Origin of the sequence: Alkalihalobacterium alkalinitrilicum, from assembly GCF_002019605.1 — a bacterium.
GTDB classification, from domain to species: Bacteria; Bacillota; Bacilli; order Bacillales; family Bacillaceae_F; genus Alkalihalobacterium; species Alkalihalobacterium alkalinitrilicum.
This window is the reverse complement of the sequence record NZ_KV917368.1, coordinates 5,360,977-5,380,373: the sequence shown is the minus strand read 5'-3', so window position 1 is coordinate 5,380,373 and position 19,397 is coordinate 5,360,977. Positions and strand designations below refer to the sequence as shown.

Annotated in this window: 16 protein-coding genes; all 16 read right to left on the bottom strand. The window is 37.7% G+C overall.

Annotated features, from left to right (window positions below; translation table 11 throughout):
- Window positions 1–21: 21 nt before the first annotated feature.
- The 16 genes from BK574_RS26060 to BK574_RS25985 all read right to left on the bottom strand — a co-directional run bounded on the left by BK574_RS26060 (window position 22) and on the right by BK574_RS25985 (window position 19,394).
- Window positions 22–2,247, bottom strand: a complete 2,226-nt coding sequence (locus BK574_RS26060; RefSeq protein ID WP_078430677.1) for a hypothetical protein — start codon at window positions 2,245–2,247, stop codon at window positions 22–24.
- A 194-nt stretch (window positions 2,248–2,441) separates the two neighbouring features.
- Window positions 2,442–3,920 carry a TIGR02710 family CRISPR-associated CARF protein gene (locus tag BK574_RS26055; protein ID WP_158211771.1) on the bottom strand — a complete coding sequence of 493 codons (1,479 nt, stop codon included), beginning with the start codon at window positions 3,918–3,920 and terminating at the stop codon, window positions 2,442–2,444.
- A 194-nt stretch (window positions 3,921–4,114) separates the two neighbouring features.
- Window positions 4,115–4,771: a class I SAM-dependent methyltransferase gene (locus tag BK574_RS26050; RefSeq protein WP_078430675.1), complete on the bottom strand. Its 657-nt coding sequence runs from the start codon at window positions 4,769–4,771 to the stop codon at window positions 4,115–4,117.
- A gap of 366 nt (window positions 4,772–5,137) precedes the next feature.
- Entirely contained in the window at window positions 5,138–5,770 is a 633-nt protein-coding gene (gene pyrE, locus BK574_RS26045; protein ID WP_078430674.1) for an orotate phosphoribosyltransferase, read from the bottom strand.
- Complete coding sequence (gene pyrF, locus BK574_RS26040; RefSeq protein WP_075385581.1) at window positions 5,767–6,480, bottom strand: orotidine-5'-phosphate decarboxylase; 714 nt, start codon at window positions 6,478–6,480, stop codon at window positions 5,767–5,769. The genes pyrE and pyrF overlap by 4 nt, the downstream gene beginning before the upstream one ends.
- On the bottom strand, window positions 6,480–7,391 hold the full coding sequence (locus BK574_RS26035; protein ID WP_075385580.1) for a dihydroorotate dehydrogenase: 912 nt from the start codon (window positions 7,389–7,391) through the stop codon (window positions 6,480–6,482). The genes pyrF and BK574_RS26035 overlap by 1 nt, the downstream gene beginning before the upstream one ends.
- Window positions 7,388–8,164, bottom strand: a complete 777-nt coding sequence (locus BK574_RS26030) for a dihydroorotate dehydrogenase electron transfer subunit (RefSeq protein WP_238458096.1) — start codon at window positions 8,162–8,164, stop codon at window positions 7,388–7,390. Before BK574_RS26030 ends, BK574_RS26035 begins: the two co-directional genes overlap by 4 nt.
- A gap of 17 nt (window positions 8,165–8,181) precedes the next feature.
- On the bottom strand, window positions 8,182–11,370 hold the full coding sequence (carB, locus tag BK574_RS26025) for a carbamoyl-phosphate synthase large subunit (protein WP_078430672.1): 3,189 nt from the start codon (window positions 11,368–11,370) through the stop codon (window positions 8,182–8,184).
- A gap of 19 nt (window positions 11,371–11,389) precedes the next feature.
- A complete protein-coding gene (locus BK574_RS26020) occupies window positions 11,390–12,478 on the bottom strand; it encodes a carbamoyl phosphate synthase small subunit (RefSeq protein ID WP_078430671.1) in 1,089 nt (362 codons plus the stop codon).
- Window positions 12,475–13,758 carry a dihydroorotase gene (locus BK574_RS26015; RefSeq protein ID WP_078430670.1) on the bottom strand — a complete coding sequence of 428 codons (1,284 nt, stop codon included), beginning with the start codon at window positions 13,756–13,758 and terminating at the stop codon, window positions 12,475–12,477. Before BK574_RS26015 ends, BK574_RS26020 begins: the two co-directional genes overlap by 4 nt.
- Window positions 13,758–14,651 carry an aspartate carbamoyltransferase catalytic subunit gene (locus tag BK574_RS26010; protein WP_142248108.1) on the bottom strand — a complete coding sequence of 298 codons (894 nt, stop codon included), beginning with the start codon at window positions 14,649–14,651 and terminating at the stop codon, window positions 13,758–13,760. Before BK574_RS26010 ends, BK574_RS26015 begins: the two co-directional genes overlap by 1 nt.
- Before the next feature lie 158 nt (window positions 14,652–14,809).
- Window positions 14,810–16,117, bottom strand: coding sequence for a solute carrier family 23 protein (locus tag BK574_RS26005; protein ID WP_075385574.1), 1,308 nt, complete (start codon window positions 16,115–16,117; stop codon window positions 14,810–14,812).
- A 261-nt stretch (window positions 16,118–16,378) separates the two neighbouring features.
- The gene (pyrR, locus tag BK574_RS26000; RefSeq protein ID WP_075385573.1) at window positions 16,379–16,915 is read right to left on the bottom strand and encodes a bifunctional pyr operon transcriptional regulator/uracil phosphoribosyltransferase PyrR; all 537 of its coding nucleotides are present in this window, start codon (window positions 16,913–16,915) and stop codon (window positions 16,379–16,381) included.
- Between the two features lie 268 nt (window positions 16,916–17,183).
- Window positions 17,184–18,089 (bottom strand): RluA family pseudouridine synthase, encoded by a 906-nt coding sequence (locus tag BK574_RS25995; protein ID WP_078430668.1) that lies wholly within the window; start codon window positions 18,087–18,089, stop codon window positions 17,184–17,186.
- Window positions 18,089–18,556: a signal peptidase II gene (gene lspA, locus BK574_RS25990; protein WP_238457490.1), complete on the bottom strand. Its 468-nt coding sequence runs from the start codon at window positions 18,554–18,556 to the stop codon at window positions 18,089–18,091. The genes BK574_RS25995 and lspA overlap by 1 nt, the downstream gene beginning before the upstream one ends.
- 187 nt (window positions 18,557–18,743) lie before the next feature.
- A complete protein-coding gene (locus BK574_RS25985; RefSeq protein WP_078430667.1) occupies window positions 18,744–19,394 on the bottom strand; it encodes a TraR/DksA C4-type zinc finger protein in 651 nt (216 codons plus the stop codon).
- Between the last annotated feature and the right edge of the window lie 3 nt (window positions 19,395–19,397).

The window sequence follows — 19,397 nt, the reverse complement described above, 5'->3', positions numbered from 1 at the left end:
ATCCCCTTCCACTATTTCAATTTAATCTTTGATAAATTGGTAGATTTCTTGTTGATGATGGTATTCGATTACAATTGTATCGTTGCTAAAAATTAAAATATCATCTCTACCACTATCGTCTTCTAATCTGCGATCTTGAACAATCATTTCTGGTGATTGTGATGATTTTACCAGTAAAATTCGATCTTTATTTGGGTGTGCTTTAAACGTTAGCCCTTGGATCACTGCTTTTTCTGGTATATATGGAACAAACCAGCGCCCAAAGAAATTCGTCTGAAATTGTTCAGTACTCGTATATTCTCCTAATGTTCGACCATTTAACATTTGTTTCGTAGTTAACGAAACGTAAGATGCATTTTTTGCAAAACGCGGCTTTTTTATAATTCCAATGAGCCAAATAATAGATGCAATAATGGCCAATAAGTACGTTAAATAAATTCCATATTTATTCCACCACGAAATATCTTCAATCATGATGGAAAAAGATAAACTTGCTTGTTCCCCTGAATACTTCCCAGCTATTTGAACGTTAACATCTAGTGTTCCGACATCGGTCAGCATCGGTAACCAGTTTATTGTTGGATAAATCTCAATCCACTGATCATTTTGTTCATATCGAAATTGTATTCGCTGTTCACTAGTCACTTCTATTGTTGAAAACACTTCTGATAACTCTTCAGTTGTCATTGGACGACCGTTAATATGTGGTTCAATTTGAATCGGTGTTGCGTCCCCTAATACATCAAGTTGACTTGACCAGTTTTCTGATAATAAAATGAGTTCTATCTCTCTACCACCGACGCCTTGAAGAGATACACGTTTTGTTTCTTGATAAAACCCATGAACGAGCGTTGTAACTAGGGCTTCAGTATATTCATCAGGCATTGTGAAATCACCTAAAAAGCTTTGCCTTTCCTCATTCCAAATTAATTGGATCACGTCTTCACCAATCCGAGTTGTAACTTCCACTTCCTCACTGACATTTCGATTTGTAAATGAAATTTTATCTGAATTACCACTGCGGATGAGCTCCACTTCCATTTTCATATCTGCTCCATAGAAAAACGTTTCTTGATCAGTATGTAACGTGCCATCCTCTTCTTGTTTCAACAAACTCACTTGGAAATCAATCGCAGGTTCTGCAATAAAATGAAAATATTGTTGTTCATTGAGTTGAATTTCACGGTCAAACTCAATAATATATTGACCTTCTTCATTAACCCCATCTTTTTGAGCATGCCCAATGTGAGTAATGGTACCGAACAAATCGTCTCTTAGCTCAAATTCATCATAGGGAGATTCTATTTGAAAAGGACCATTAATATGTAAAGGTGTTGTTCCATCATTTATCGTTACATCGGATAATGAAACATTTGACCGTTGTCCTGGGGACTGTTGAAGCAATGTTAATCGTTTTAGTGGATAAGGAGAATCGAGAAAAACTTTACTTCCCTCAAAACTTGGACTCAAATCAACATTACTCTTTTCCGCATTCGGGTCACGATTCGTGATTAATGCAGCAACTTCATTAATTCGCTCAATAATCTCCTCTTCATTAGCTGCTGTTAACTGCAATCCACCCGTAGTCTCTTCCCAAATATCTTTAAAAATCATCATTTGTTCTACTTCTTCAGGAGTTAAAAACGACTCAATTGTTACTAAAATGCTATTAGCTTTTACATTGTTTTCCTGCATAAATAAAGAGTAGTCTTGTAATGTTTGAATAGCAAGCTCATAATTTCGTGCTAATTCTTTTTCATCCGTCACTTGTAAATAGTCTAAATCATTGAAAACGCCATCCATAACAATAATAAACCAAAATTCCGCATCTTCTTCTTGTTGAACAGCTGTTTTTAATTGTTCAGTAGCTGTTATTACGGTATCAAACGGTGTCCAACCGCGTTTATCCCAATTAGAGATTCGTTCGATTTCACGTTGTCTTTGAGAATAAGTACCTTCAATCGTATCAAGTTGATGTTCGTCTGTCATTCTGACAACATTAAGCTGATCATTTTCGCCTAGTAGTCCGATTAAACTTTGTAACGAGTAGTTAGCAAACTTCCAGTTATCACTCGGTAGTTGTTCTCCTTGATCGTCATACGTAAACCACATACTACCTGAGTCATCATAGATTAGAGTAACTACCCTTTTCTTTACGACAGTCTCCTCTCCATACGAAATGGTTGGAACTAAGGTTATAAAACATATCAGCCATATCATTAATACTCTTGTATTGATTTGTATCATGGTTCTCTCCTGTCTCAATTACTTAGCTAATGTAAAATACCTAGAAAAAGTACAATATCAATCAACTAAGATACCCATTTTCATTGAGTATGATCTCATAGTTGTTTTTTCTTAGATACTAATAATACCTAATTTCGACAAAACTAGTAAATTTCCTCCAAAAAGGATTGGTTATGTATATAAAGTACTAGTTTTCAATGGTGAGGCACCTGCTGAGGGTTTCGATTTAACTCAATATTTACAAAAGCATATCGACTTGCAAAACGATCAAACCCTTCTGTAAAACTAAGTTCATGTTTTTCGTGGTTCCATATATAACTCGCAAGTCCTCGAACTCTGCCAATAAACGGCTCTACTTGAGACTTATCAAGCAAATCAAATCCATGAACTAGACGACTTTTATTTCTTGCTGTTATGTATTCATTCATTGATCGAATATTAACATTTCGAATCATTGGCTCATCCAACGCTCGAAGCATAATTAACCCTGTCATTAACGTAACTTTGTTAGGCAGTCGATGTAAAGGGCGATAGTCGTGATATACGTCATTAGAAATTTCATTAAATTTTTCTAAGATTTTTTTTGTATCAAGATGTGTATAGCGTGGATTTGAATGATGAATATCAAATTGTTTTAACAATAAAGATTGAACAATAAATTCTAAACATCGATACGTTAACAATGCGCTTATATCGTATTTTTTTCCATTCATATAGTGGTCAGCCATTTTAAATAAATATCCAAATAAGTGCCAAAATAACCTGTTGTCTGAAAGGACTTGACGCTCAGGTATTTCGTGAAGTTTTATAAGTGGCTCAATGGCAATTAACTGTTGTTTTAATAAAGGAAGTGGAATATTTGTCATTTCTAGTTTTTCTGCCCATTCAATCGCTTGAGAAATGTGATAATGAGCTTTATGAAAACGCATCCCTTCTAAATGGCTATATCCGATTGACAGTTGTTCATAAGTTTCATAGTTCCTCGTTTGTACTACCCTTTCTTTAATGCCTCTAAAAATTTCTGTTGCCTGTTCAAAATCTTCACTATTAAATTTCGTAATACCTTTAAATAAGTCGCGGTCCCCAAAGACTTCGAGCGGGTCTTCTAGAAGAATTGGCTCTTCATTTCCAGGAAGTTGTTTCCTCACTCCTGGTAAATAGCCATTATTATCGATATATAATAAGTCAATTCCTAAATGGTTGGCAGCAAGACTACATCCCGATACCATATTTTTCTTCCCACCCGTAATATCAATCGCTACTAAGTTCAATAGCCCTTGTTGTTTTATACGATGTTTATCAATATATTCATTAATCTTTTCATAAACGTCCTTCCCATTGGTACGGCGAACAATCGTATGATCACATTGAGTAAATTTTAAATTTGATAACATGCAAATCTCATTTACAAGGTCTTCTGTTTCTTCTGAACAGATAAAGAAGACTTCTTTCGGACGTAGTGCTCGTATCCACATAACTAACGGCCCGATACTAAACCCGACAGACATAATTAGATAATCGTATTGTTTAAACTCGTTCTTTTCTTGTTTATCATGAACTTTTTTTATAAAAGACTGCGACACCTCTTCAAATAAATGCTCACGATAATACTGATTTGCAGCACTACGATCCGTCTTTAATTTTTCTGTATAAATTTTAACTTTTTCGTTCAACTTTTTGTATTCTCCCTTCATAGCTGTCTTTCATCTCATTGTTTTCATAGTTATATATACCTATTAACTAAAGTTGTATATTCGACAAACTCTGTAAAAACCCTTTATACTAAACTAAAAAACTTTACATTTCTTCCTATGATGATAGTGATAAAACTCTAAAAGCTAGGGATTTGAAATCCCTAGCTTTTTAATTAGAATTTACATATCGTAATCAAAGCCAAGTCACCAACCACTGGTAAATGGTTGATTTCTTTTGCACCACAATCTCTTAAGAAAGTTGAAAGCTCTTCTGAATTATAACGATGTCGTAATGTCGAAATATTAGACCACTTTAATAATGTTGTTTCCTCAAATTGTGTAATATTGTTTTGTTTACAATAGTCTGCTGCCGCAAGTTGGTTCATATGCTCAGAAGGATTTAGCGTCACAATCATCCCGCCGTCTTTTACAACACGGATCATTTCTTTCATTCCTTTGTCAGGCTCTGGTAATAGGAATAAAACACAAGTTGAAAGAACTAAGTCAAACTCATTTTCTGTAAAAGGTAAATGATACGCATCTCCAACTTGAAAAGACGCTTTATTATTTTTACTCTTCTCATTGTAAAGTTCAATGGCTGCTTGAATCATTCCTTCAGACAAGTCGACACCAACGACTTGACTAGCTTCGTCAACCCCTCTTAAGAGTAAACGCCCTGTTCCACACCCAACATCTAACACTTTTTTTCCAACCCAACTTCCTGTTGCTTGTTTTAATTGAAAGTGGACGTCACTTAACCAATTTGTACAGGCCATCGCATCAAAAAAAGGAACTAATGGATCAAATTCCTCTCCATTCATCTTTCGCATCTGTGTTCCCCCTCCCTCTTTTTATTAATATTGCACACACTAGCTGGCTCAAGTCTTTTATCCCTCGATGTCATATAATCACTTGAACTTTCGTTTTTATTATACTACGTGAGGAACTACTCTGAATAAAAAAATAGGAAATTCTTGAAAAATAAGGCTGCAAACATCCATTTTTTTCATGTTTGGAAATAGAATATTTGTTTCATTAGATGAAAACTCCTTTAGCGCTAGCATTATGCGGGGTAAAAGGGAGGTTATTTCGTTACATTTCATTCTCACTATTATTCATTCTATATTTGATAACACCTGATTCACTTTTGACAATTTGAAGAGGCCAACTCGAGAATTAGTTGGCCTCTTCATTCATTATGCGTTCATCCAATCGGTTGAAGATGGATTTTCACGCCATTTTTTAAGTTTTTTTAGTTCTTCTTCATTAATATCATTTCGCTCCAGTGACACTTGTAATAAAGTTTCGTAATCGGTAAGTACTTGAAATGGCAATCTCGCTTTTTCGAGTTGGGTAATACCTTTTTCCAGTCCGTATGTAAAAATCGCAACGACACCAATAACAATTCCACCTGCTTCACGAACCGCTTCAGCAGCAGTAATGACACTGCCTCCAGTAGAAATGAGATCTTCGACAATAACGACTTTATCGCCTGCTTCAATTTTACCTTCGATTTGATTTCCTTTCCCATGCCCTTTCGCTTTACTACGAATGTAAGCCATCGGTTTTTCCATCAAATCACTAACCCAAGCGGCATGCGGAATTCCCGCTGTTGCAGTCCCTGCAATCACATCAACTTCAGCATAGTTTTCTTCTATAAGCTGTCTTAAACCGTTGGCAATATCTTTACGAATATTTGGATAAGAAAGTGTTAAACGGTTATCACAATAAATGGGAGACTTCATTCCAGAGCTCCACGTAAATGGATCATTTGGACGTAAATATACAGCATTAATGTCTAGTAAGTGTGATGCAATTTGTTGTTTCATGATTGTTCCTCCCATTCTGCTACGACTTTTTCATAAGACTTCGTTGGATCAGCACTTGCTGTAATACTTCTACCGACAACAATACCCCAGCTTCCTAACTTTCTAGCATCAATTGGCGTTGTCACTCGTTTTTGGTCTCCAACTGCATCGCCTGCAAGACGAATACCTGGTGTTACGGTTAAAAAGCTTTCTCCGCAAGCTTCATGAATTAACGGTACCTCTAATGGGGAAGACACTACTCCATCTAAGCCGCTCTCCTTCGCTAACTTTGCGTATGCTTGAACCGTTTCTTTCATCGTTCCATGAATTTTCAGTTCTTGCTGCATTACTTGCTCGCTCGTGCTCGTTAATTGAGTAACTGCTATGAGCTTCGGCCGTTCAATTCCAGTTGGAGTTCCCGCATGTAGACCCTCCAACGCGCGTTTCATCATTTCTGAACCACCAGCTGCATGAACATTAACAATATCAACATTCAACCTAGCAAGTGCCTTCATACCTTTTTCTACCGTATTCGGAATATCATGCAACTTTAAATCTAAGAAAATTTGATGTCCTCTTTCTTTCAACTGATGAATCAGTGAAACACCTGAACTATAAAATAATTCCATCCCTACTTTTAAGAAAAGAGATTCATTCGGCATTTTCGATAAAAACTCTTCTACAGCATCGGTACTGGAAAAATCTAAAGCAATCATAACCGGTCTCTTCATTATTTCCAGCTCCCTCCCGTCAATTCTGAAATATGATCAACTCCAAATTGATCTAATAATGCTGGAAGAGCGTCGATGATCTCAGGACATATAAATGGATCGACGAAATTGGCCGTACCAACTGCAACAGCATCCGCACCCGCTAAGAAAAACTCGATGACATCTTCAGCTGATTGAATTCCCCCCATTCCAATAATGGGAATAGACACTGCTTGACTCACTTGATGGATCATGCGGATTGCTACTGGCTTTACTGCAGGTCCAGAAAGACCACCTGCTCCGTTAGCTAAAATCGGCTTTCTTGATTTTAAATCAATTCGCATCCCAAGCAATGTATTGATCATAGAAAGGCCGTCAGCACCAGCTTCTTCAACCGCTTTTGCCATACCAACAATATCAGCGACATTCGGCGATAACTTTACATATACAGGAACGGAAGATACATTTTTTACTTCTTTCGTTAATTCGGCAGCCACTTCTGGGATCGTTCCAAATGCAATTCCACCTTTTTTAACATTTGGGCATGAGATGTTCAGTTCTAATGCTGTTACATTCGGTGCTTTCGAAACCTTTTCAGCTACTTCAATGTAGTCTTCCATCTCTGATCCAGCTACATTCGCAATAATCGGGACATCGTACTTTTCTAGCCATGGCAGCTCTTCCGTAACGACTTTTTCTAATCCAGGATTTTGTAGACCGATAGCATTTAACATTCCTGCTGCGGTTTCTGCTACACGTGGGGTTGGATTTCCGTAACGTGGTTCTGAAGTCGTTGCTTTGACGGCAATCGCACCGAGCTTGCTCAAATCGTAAAACTTCGCATACTCTTTACCGAAGCCAAAACAACCAGAAGCAGGTATGATCGGATTTTTCATGGATAAGCCTGGTAATTCTATTGTTAAACGACTCATAGGATCACCTCTCCAATCGGAAATACAGGACCATCTGTACATATCTTTTTATATGACGTTCCTGTTGGGTCGTCTTGCAAATGACAAACACACGCAAGACATGCTCCAATTCCACAGCCCATTCGTTGCTCAAGGGACAAATACGCTTTTTTGTCACGGAAACGATCTTCAAGTGCTTTTAACATGGGGGTGGGTCCGCACGAATATAAAATGTCAAAATCAAGTCCTTGTTGTTCGATCACATCCGTAACAAAACCGCTTGTTCCATGAGTTCCATCGACAGTTGTCACATACGTATCTCCAAGATCTCTAAATTTCTCTTCATAAAAAACATCTTTCGCTGAGGCAAAGCCTAATACATGTACCACCTTTACCCCTTTTTCCTTTAGCTGCTGTGAAAGGTAGTAAAGGGGAGGAACACCGATCCCCCCACCAACTAAAAGGGCGACATCTCCCTTTTTCGTTTCTTCTACTGGAAAACCAGTGCCAAGAGGGCCCATAACATCGACGAGCTCCCCTTTGACACGCTCAGCTAAAAGTGACGTTCCTTTTCCTCCAGCACGGTATAACATCGTCAGTCGATTTTGCTCTAGATCAACGTTACAAATGCTTATTGGACGGCGTAACAGTGGATCAATACCACGATCAACTTTGACATGAATAAATTGACCAGGTGATGTCATTTTTGAAACGAGTTCACCTTCAAGTACGAGTTCAAATATCTGATCGGCGATTTTTTCTTGGTGAACGATCGTTAAGTTATCCTTTAACACTCTACACTTCCCCCTTTTTATTGCATTGCTGGCATACTTTCTGAAGCAAATGTAATCGACTCAATAACCTTTAGTAAAGCTTCTGCTGTATCAAGGGAGGTTAAACATACAACTCCATTTTCCACCGCTTCACGACGAATGCGGAAACCATCACGAGCTGGCTGTTTCCCCTTAGAGAATGTATTGATAACAAATTGTGCTTGTCCTTCACGGATCACATCAAGCAAGTTCGGTTTTTCAGAACCAATTTTATTAACTGTTGTAACTGGAATGTTGAGCTCCTTAATCATTTGCGCCGTTCCTTCAGTAGCTAAAATGTTATAGCCAATTCGATGGAAACGATGAACTAATTCCAAGCCTTCTTCTTTATCTTTATCCGCTATCGTAAATAAGACTGATCCAAATTTCGGAATTTTCATTCCAGATGCAATTAGTCCTTTATATAGAGCTTTTTCTAGCGTATAGTCACGCCCCATAACTTCCCCAGTCGATTTCATTTCTGGCCCAAGCGAAATGTCGACACGACGAAGCTTCGCAAATGAAAACACAGGTACTTTAACTGATACTTCTTTTCCTTCAGGATGATAGCCTGTTTCGTACCCTAATTCAGGTAGCTTTTTACCTAGGATTGCTTTAGTTGCAAGGTTTGCCATAGCTACTCCCGTGATTTTACTCAAGAACGGAACCGTTCGACTTGAGCGTGGGTTTACTTCTAGTACGTAAACTTCGTTATCATGCAATACAAACTGGATATTTAAAAGTCCGACAATTTTTAATCCACGAGCTAAGGCAATCGTACGCTCTATGACTTTTTCTTTAATCTCAGTAGATAACGTTTGTGGAGGATAAACAGCAATCGAGTCACCTGAGTGAACACCTGCACGCTCAATATGCTCCATTATTCCAGGAATATAGACGTTTTCACCATCTGAAATCGCATCGACTTCGATTTCTTTACCCGTTAAATAGCGATCAACCAAAACGGGATGCTTCGGATTAATTTTAACAGCATTTTCCATATAGTTTAGTAATTCAGCTTCTTTATAGACTATTTCCATTGCACGTCCACCGAGTACATAAGAAGGGCGAACTAAAACTGGATACCCAATTCCACTAGCAATTTTGACAGCTTGCTCTACAGATGTTGCTGTTTTTCCTAACGGTTGTAGAATAGCTAACTCTTGTAACGTTTGTTCGAATTTATCACGGTCTTCGGCACGGTCCATATCTTCGAGTGCTGTTCCTAAAATTTTCACACCACGTGCTGCTAAACCAGCCGCTAAATTGATGGCTGTTTGACCACCAAACTGAACGATTACACCTTCTGGTTGTTCTTGCTTAATTACATGCAGAACATCTTCAAGAGTTAATGGCTCAAAGTAAAGCTTGTCAGATGTACTGAAATCAGTTGAAACTGTTTCTGGATTGTTGTTAATAATAATCGCTTCATATCCAGCTTCTTTAATTGCCCATACGGTATGAACTGTCGCATAATCAAATTCGATCCCTTGTCCGATACGAATTGGGCCAGAACCTAAAACGAGAATGCTTTTTTTATCTGAAATGAATGATTCGTTTTCATCTTCATACGTACCATAGAAGTATGGAGTTGCAGACTCAAACTCAGCCGCACACGTATCGACCATTTTATAAACTGGCATTAGTCCTTCTTTTTCACGTAGGTCGAAGATATCGCCTTCTTCCATTTCCCATAATTTAGCGATCGTAACATCCGCAAATCCTTTTTCTTTTGCCTCAGTTAATAATTCTATGTTCCCTTTACTTTCTTTTAATAACTTTTCTAATTTAACGATATCTTCCATTTTATGAAGGAAGAAACGGTCAATTTGACTCAGTTTCCATAACTGTTCTACTGTATATCCACGACGGAATGCTTCTCCTATGACAAATAAACGCTCATCGTCCGCAACCGCTACACGTTTTTCTATTTCATCATTTTCAAGTGTTTCTAAGCCGCTTCTTTCTAAGTGGAAAACATTTGCTTCTAATGAACGGATGGCCTTTAACAAGGATTCTTCTAAGTTACGACCAATTGCCATAACTTCCCCTGTCGCTTTCATTTGTGTTCCAAGTGTACGGTTGGCTGACTCAAACTTATCAAACGGCCATCGTGGTATTTTACTGACGACATAGTCAAGCGCTGGCTCAAAACTCGCATATGTTGTTTTCGTAATTGGGTTCATAATTTCATCTAATGCATAACCAACAGCAATTTTTGCAGCGATTTTCGCAATCGGATAACCTGTTGCTTTCGATGCAAGTGCAGATGAGCGACTTACACGTGGATTTACTTCAATAATATAATATTGGTAGCTATCAGGATCAAGCGCGAACTGAACATTACATCCACCTTCAATTCCTAATGCGCGAATGATTTTTAAAGATGAATTACGTAGCATTTGATATTCACGATCAGATAGTGTTTGACTTGGTGCGACAACGATTGAGTCTCCTGTATGAACACCGACTGGGTCTATATTTTCCATGTTACAAACAACGATCGCTTGGTTTTTACCATCACGCATCACTTCGTATTCAACTTCTTTAAATCCTGCGATACTTTTCTCTAATAAACATTGAGTTACAGGACTATATTTAAGTCCACTCGTTACAATTTCAATGAGGTCTTCTTCGTTATAAACAAGTCCGCCACCTGTTCCACCAAGCGTATACGCTGGTCGAACAATAATCGGATAACCAATACGCTCCACAAAGCGATACGCTTCTTCAAGATTATGGACGATATCACTATCAGGAACTGGCTCATTTAATTCATTCATTAATGAACGGAACAAATCACGATCTTCAGCTTGCTTAATGGCATCAAGATGTGTTCCTAACAATTCGATATTGTATTCTTTTAATATCCCTGATTCTTCCAATTCAACAGCCATATTAAGACCTGTTTGTCCACCTAATGTTGCAAGTAGACCATCTGGGCGTTCTTGACGAATGATGCGGCTAACAAACTCATACGTAATCGGCTCTATATATACTCGGTCAGCCATCGTTGTATCTGTCATAATCGTCGCTGGATTAGAGTTAATTAGTATAACTTCATAACCTTCTTCTTTTAATGCTTGACACGCTTGTGTACCTGCATAATCAAATTCAGCTGCTTGTCCAATGACAATCGGTCCTGACCCTATTACTAAAATTTTGTTAATATCCGTACGTTTTGGCATGTTGAATCCCCCTTATTTGTTAAACGCGAACGCGGCTTTGTTTATGTTCTTCGATTAAATTGATAAATTTCGTAAACAAGTGGTTTGAGTCTTCTGGTCCTGGTGATGCTTCTGGATGATATTGAACACTAAATGCTGGATAATCTAAATGAGCAACACCTTCGACCGTCTCATCATTAACAGCAATATGAGTCACAATTAATCGCGTATCTTCTAGTGAATCTTTTTCGATTGTATATCCATGATTTTGTGATGTGATATCAATTTTGCCAGTTTCTAATTCTCTTACTGGGTGATTTGATCCTCGATGACCAAACGTTAACTTTGCAGATTTTGCCCCACATGCTAATGCAAGGAGTTGATGTCCTAAACAAATTCCGAAAATCGGCACTTTTCCTAATAAACCTTTAATCATTTCAATACCTTCTGGCACATCTACTGGATTACCAGGACCATTTGATAACATAATGCCATCTGGATATAAACGTAAAATTTCTTCAGCCGACGTATTGTACGGTACGACAATAACATCACAATCTCGTTGAATTAAGTTTTGAATAATACCGTGTTTTGCACCAAAATCCACTAAAACTACGCGGTGCCCTCGTCCAGGACAGTGGTATGGATCCTTAGTTGAAACACGTTTCACTTGATCGTTCGGTTCTTCTGCGGCATTCAACTCTTTTACTACTTCCTCAACATTCACTTCCATGCTGCAAAGTCTTCCTCTTAACGTACCATGCTTACGAATGAGTCTAGTTAACTTTCTCGTATCAATTCCCTCTAATCCTGGAATTCCTTTTGCTTTTAATAAATCATCGATCGACTCTTCACATCTCCAGTTACTTGGATAAATAGCCGCTTCTTTCACAATTAGTCCATGGATGGCAGGTTCAATCGACTCAAAATCATCACGATTAATGCCATAGTTACCAATTAAAGGATACGTTAGTGTTACGATTTGTGCGCAATAAGAAGGATCCGATAATATTTCTTGGTATCCTGTCATCCCTGTATTAAAAACAACTTCTCCTTCTTTTTCATGTTCACTTCCGAATGCTTTTCCAACAAATACAGTTCCATCTTCTAAAATTAACTGTCTTTTCATTGCTGCTCCCCCTTTTTCCATACAAGCTTACCAGCGACAAATGTGTGTGTCGGCCAACCTTTGCAATTCCAATTAGCAAATGGTGTATTTTTCCCTTTAGAGACGAACGTTTCTGGATTAATCGCTTCTTCTTCTTCAAGGTCAATGACAGTAATATCAGCATCAACACCTTCTGATAGCGTACCATATGGTAAACCAAACGTCTCTGCTGGTTTTACTGTTAACCAATCTACTAGTTGCTTTAATGTTATGATTCCTTTTTCAACCATATTTGTATATAACAATGGAAAGGCTGTTTCAAGTCCAACAATTCCAAATGGTGCTTTTTCCATTCCTATTGCTTTTTCATCTGCACTATGAGGAGCATGGTCTGTCGCTATGAAATCAATCGTTCCATCCATTAGGCCTTCTATTAAAGCTTCAAGATCCTTTTTCCCTCTTAATGGTGGGTTCATTTTATAATTCGGATCTAAACCTGGTATATCTTCGTCACAAAGTAATAAGTGATGTGGTGTTACTTCTGCTGTAACTTTAATTCCTGCTCTTTTCGCATCACGAACGACACGTACAGATTCTTTTGTACTGATGTGACATACATGGTAATGAGCATCAGCAGCTTCAGCAAGTAGCACATCACGAGCAATATGTACAGATTCGCAAACAGACGGTATCCCATTAATCCCGTGTTTAGTTGAAAACGTTCCTTCATGGACAGCACCTTTATGAATAAGTGTATTTTCTTCACAATGAGCCACAATCGCTTTTTTAATTTTGGCTGCCTCATTCATCGCTTTAAGCATCATATCAGCATTTTGGACCCCAACGCCGTCATCTGTAAAAGCAAATGCACCACTATCAGATAATGCCGCAAAGTCTGTTAATTCTTGTCCTAATTCACGGATTGTAATGGAAGCATAAGGTAGTACTCTAACATGTGCTGTTTCCTTAATTCTGTTTTGAAGCCAGTCTAATTGTTCTTTCGTATCAGGTACTGGACGTGTATTTGGCATGGGAGCAATTGTTGTAAATCCACCTTTGGCAGCAGCTAAAGTCCCCGTTTCGATCGTTTCTTTATGTTCTCCACCAGGCTCTCTTAAATGGACATGTAAGTCAATCATTCCTGGAATAACTAGGTTTCCATTAACATCGATCACTTCATCTGCTTGTCCATCTATATCACTACCAATTTGTATAATTTTCTGATCCTCTAATAAGACATCACCATTATAAAGTTCACCAGACTCATTAAGAAGCTTCCCGTTTTTAATTAATGTTTTCATTATTTAAGCCCTCCCTTTTCAATTGCACGTTTCAAAACTGCCATCCTTACGGCAACTCCATTTGTCATTTGTTTAAAAATTCTTGAGCGTGGACATTCAACAAGTTCACTTGCGATTTCAACATCACGGTTGATTGGCGCAGGGTGCATAATAATACTATCATTTTTCATTCGTTGTTCTCTTTCTATTGTTAAACCATATTGTTGATGGTAGTCACTTTTTGTAGTCACCATTTTTACGGCGTGACGTTCATGCTGGATCCGTAACATCATCATGACATCTGCCATTTCTACAGCATCATCAATATCAATAAAGTTTCCATATGGGATTGACTCGTCAATCCATGAACGCGGCCCTGAAAACCAAACGCTAGCACCTAATCGATGAAGTACTTCTGCATTCGATCGAGCAACTCGACTGTGCCTAATATCACCTACTATGACGACCTTTAAACCCTCAAATGTGCCAAACTCTTGCTTTATTGTTAATAAATCAAGTAAAGATTGAGTAGGATGATGTCCGCAACCATCTCCACCATTTATGATGGGAATTGATATTTTCCCAACCAGGTCATCAAAGTAATGATCTTGCTGATGGCGGATAACCACTATATTTGTCCCAATAGCTTCAAGCGTTTTTACTGTATCATACAAAGTTTCCCCTTTGGTAACGCTTGAAGTTTGGGCTTCAAAATTCAAAACTTGAAGACCTAATTTTTTTTCAGCTACCTCGAAACTAAATTTCGTTCGCGTACTAGGCTCAAAGAAAAGATTGGTTACAAATGTTTCTCGGTTTGGTATCCATCGTTCACCATTTAAAAATGCTTGAGCTTCATGCAAAATTTGATGAATTTCATTCGTTTCAAGTAATGGCATCGTTAATACGTGCATCATCATCTTCCTCTCTATGATTTTCACTACATTTTTATCTACCTAGAAAAAAGCACCCTTTTTTTGCAAAAGGGTGCTTGGAAGAGAGCAGTTGAAATCACAACTACTAGCGATCTTCTAACCCCCTTCAAAGCCTCACAGGACTTGTATTAAAGGTTGTATTATTGATTTACTTTTTGATCATCTTCAAACATCGATTTCGTACCGTAACTCTCCTCTTTATTTGGTAAGACTAAGTGAAGAACAATCCCGATAATGGTTGCTAATGCCATACCTGCGATTTGAATTTCATCCGATACTTGGATGAAAGCTCCTCCAATCCCGATAACTAGAATAGTGGAAGATATAATTAAGTTGCGCTTTAACCCCATGTTTATGCCATTTTCGATTAACATACGCAAACCTGATGATGCGATAACCCCAAAGAGAAGGATTGATACTCCCCCCATTACCGCTGTTGGGATCGTTTGAATTAAAGCTGCAAACTTTCCAAAGAACGCCAGTGTCATTGCCAGTACTGCGGCACCACCTATCACAAATACACTAAATACTCGTGTAATAGCTAGCACACCAATATTTTCACCGTACGTTGTATTTGGTGGTCCACCTAAGACAGAAGCAATCATCGTTGCAACTCCATCCCCTAATAGAGAGCGATGTAAACCTGGTTTTTTTATAAAGTTTTTCCCTACAACCTTACTAAGAACCATCTGGTCTCCAATATGTTCTGAAATTGTTACTACCGCTATTGGAACCATAATTGCAGCAATATGCCAATTAAAACTCGGTGTATACGTTACAAAAGGAACGATAAAGTCTGGAACTGCGAATATTGCCGCATCTCTTACTGGGGTGAAATCTATAACTCCCATAATGTAGGCATATATATACCCACCAATAATACCAAATAGAAATGGGATAAGTCCGAAGAACCCTTTCAAGAAAAATGCTGATAAAACAGTAATACCTAATGTGACAATCGCCACGGAGAACAATGTACCACTATATTGTCCCGTACCTGGTACGTTCATCGCCATGTCAATCGCAACACCTGCCAATCCAAGACCGATAACCATAATAACAGGACCTACGACAATAGGGGGTAAAATTTTCAAAAGCCAACCTACCCCACTTGCTTTAATTAAAAGCGCTACGATCCCGTAAATAATTCCTGCTAGAAAACTACCGATCATTGCACCTTCTGGCCCACCGATTGTTGTCGCCGCTATAATCGGTGCGATAAACGCAAATGAGGAACCTAAGTATGCTGGAATTTGTCCTCTTGTTATTAATAAGTAAGCCAATGTCCCTAATCCACTTGAAAATAAAGCAACTGCTGGACTTAAATCAACTAAATATGGCACTAATATTGTTGCACCGAACATCGCAAATAAATGCTGAATACTAAAGGTTAACCATTTATCAAAACGTGGCACCTCTTGAATACCAATCTCTTTTTGATGTGACATTCCTTTTCCTCCCTTAATGTCTGTTGTTAGTAAGCGTTTGTTGTAAAATGAATCTTATTCATTATTAATAGATGTATTGACCAACCTTTTGAAGAAGACCTATTTTTTATTATTTCTACAAAAAATAAAAACCTCTTCGTCTTTAGGATGACAAAGAGGCAAGTGTACGCAGAAGGAACAGTGTAATCCTGTCGATACTGCATAATTGTCTCTTGTCAGCCTCACAGGACCGAATTAAAGAGTATTACTTTATTTAGTTCCTTATTGTTGAATTATACTTACTTCATCAATTTCATCTACTTCTTTAAGCTTAGCAGCAATAATTTCACTTTTTGAAGTTGGTACATTTTTACCAACATAATCAGGTCGAATAGGTAATTCTCGGTGCCCTCTATCGATTAAGACAGCTAGTTGAATTTGTGAAGGTCTTCCTAAGTCCATTAAGGCATCTAAAGCTGCTCTAACAGTTCGCCCAGTGTAAAGCACATCATCAATTAAGATTACCTTCTGGTCCGTAATGTCTGTAGGAACGTTGGATCCTTTTAAAAGCGGATCTTGGTCTTCGGTTTTCACGGTTAAATCATCTCGGTAAAGAGTAATATCAACTTCACCTACTGGAATTTTTTCTCCTTCAATTTGTTCAATCCGTTCTGCTAAACGTTTAGCTACGTAAATGCCACGTGTTTTTATTCCGACAAGAATACAATTTTCAATCCCTTTATTTCGTTCAATGATTTCATGAGCTATCCGAGTTGTTGCTCTTCGAATTGCTTGATCGTCAAGAATGACTCTAGCCAAAATTAACACCTCCACTTTTTTTGTTACTGTCCTCACGCGAAAGCGGTTCGTATAAACAAAAAACCTCTCACCGTTTTGATGAGAGGTTTAGTGGTTTCTTAGTAAAAGGACATACTTCGCCCATAAATTTACTTCATTCCGCTTCCTTCTCAGCCTCACGGGACTGTAGTTAAAGGATCTATTTACTTGTTATCGTTATTATTCCACTGTTCGACAATAAAGTCAATCTGTTTTTTAGTATTACAAAAATTAAAACAATTCTTACATCTTATTGTCGTAACTCTTCAAGTAAGGTTACCATTTCTTGTGGAAGGGGTGCTTCAAATAAAAGGTTTTCTTTTGTCCGTGGATGTTCAAATCCTAAAACAGCTGCATGAAGAGCTTGCCCTTCAATATTCAATGTTTTTTTTGGACCGTATTTCGGATCACCCGCTATTGGAAAACCAATATATTTCATATGAACACGGATTTGATGTGTTCTTCCTGTTTCAAGTTCACATTGAACGTAAGTATAGTTGTCGAACCGCTCAAGAACTGTAAAGTGGGTAACAGCATCACGACCATCTTCAGTTACTGTCATGCTTTGACGATCTTTTTTGTCACGACCAATCGGCGCTTCAATTGTACCCACATCATGTGAAATCACACCATGAGCAATCGCTTTATATACTCTCTTTGTAGTTTTAGCTTTTAATTGGTTAACTAATGACTCATGTGCCCGATCGTTTTTAGCTACCATTAATAAACCTGATGTATCTTTATCAATTCGATGAACAATACCTGGACGAATAACACCGTTAATGCCTGATAAATCTTTACAATGATACATCAAACCATTTACTAAAGTACCTGAAGAATGCCCAGGTGCAGGATGAACAACCATCCCACGTGGTTTATTCACAACAATTACATCCTCATCTTCATATACGATCTCTAAATCAATCGGTTCTGGTTCCACTTCTAAAAGTTCAGGTTCTGGAATTTCTAATTCCAATTTGTCATTAAATTGGGCCTTATAATTGGTCTTTACGGTCTCACCATTAACGGTAATATTTCCTTCTTTAATCCATTGCTGAATTTGTGTTCGTGACCAATCAGGGTGAAAAGTGGTCATTAGTTTATCAATTCGTTCATTTGCTTGTTCTTCGGAAATCTTAAATTCAAATTGCTCCATCATTTTTTCCCCTTTGCTAGTCTTTCGTCGTTTATTATTTTAATGAAAATCAATGCTACACCAACACATAGGGCAGAATCAGCTACATTAAAAATAGGGAAATTGTATGTAAAAATAAATGTATCAATAAAGTCTACAACTTCGCCACGAAAAACCCTATCGATAAAATTACCAATGGCACCACCTAATATCAACCCTAAAGAAATCCCGAGCAACCAACTGCTCTTAGCTTCTTTTTGAATATAATACACGATGAAACCAACGACGATAACTGTAATAATATAGAAAAACCACATTTGTCCTTGGAGAATTCCAAAGGCCGCTCCTTGGTTACGATGGGATGTAAAATAAAGGAAATTTTCAATAAGTGAAATTCGTTCACCTATTTCCATCGATTGTACAACGATCCATTTCGTCCATTGGTCTAACAAGATAATTACTAGTGCAATAACATAATATAACCAAATCAAAATCATTTCCTCCATCTCATTATGCATACGTTAGCATTTTAGCATAAAATGATGAAAGTGTCTTTTTCTACTTGTTCAACTATGACTTATTTTTATTATTCACCATGTGAGGCTGACTCGAAGTGTCAACAATTCACATGGTGTTTTAGCCACTTCGACAATAGTCAGCTTCACTTATTGTAAATTATTTTTCGTTTAGATATTGATCATAATGAATGTTTCTTTGGAATTCGACGGAATCATCACCTTGATAACCATAAATATCAGTAGAAGCAAATGCTTCTAATTCCTCTACATAACCAACTAACTCCCCTGTACGATCTAATGAAGAATCTTCAAAAACCATACTGTTTTCATTAAAAGATGCAACCGATTGATAAGCGTCCTCAGCGTCAAATTCAGTTTCGTCATCCCGATTGTCAAAATTATACTTTTCAAAATTACCTAGCACATCTTCTTCTACTGGACGATGCTGTGCCAATTGACCATTTGAATGTTCAACAACAGTCCTTGCAGTTGGGTTAGCTTCTAAACGATCATAAGGGATTTGTTGACCCGTTACTTCACAAACTCCATATGAACCATTATCCATTTTATTTAACGCATATTCGACATCTTCCAATTCCTTTTCCAATTTTTCGTAAATGGCAATGTCTTTTTCACGTTCATATAAGTCAGTAGCAGTATCAGCTGGGTGATTATCATACTGTGACAACTCTCCTGTTGAGAAGCTTGATGTAACTGCTAAACCATAATAATCGGCTTCTTTCACTCTTTCCTTTAAGTTAGCTTGACGTTGTTCAAGTTCTCTTCTCAATTGATCATATTGTCCCATTCT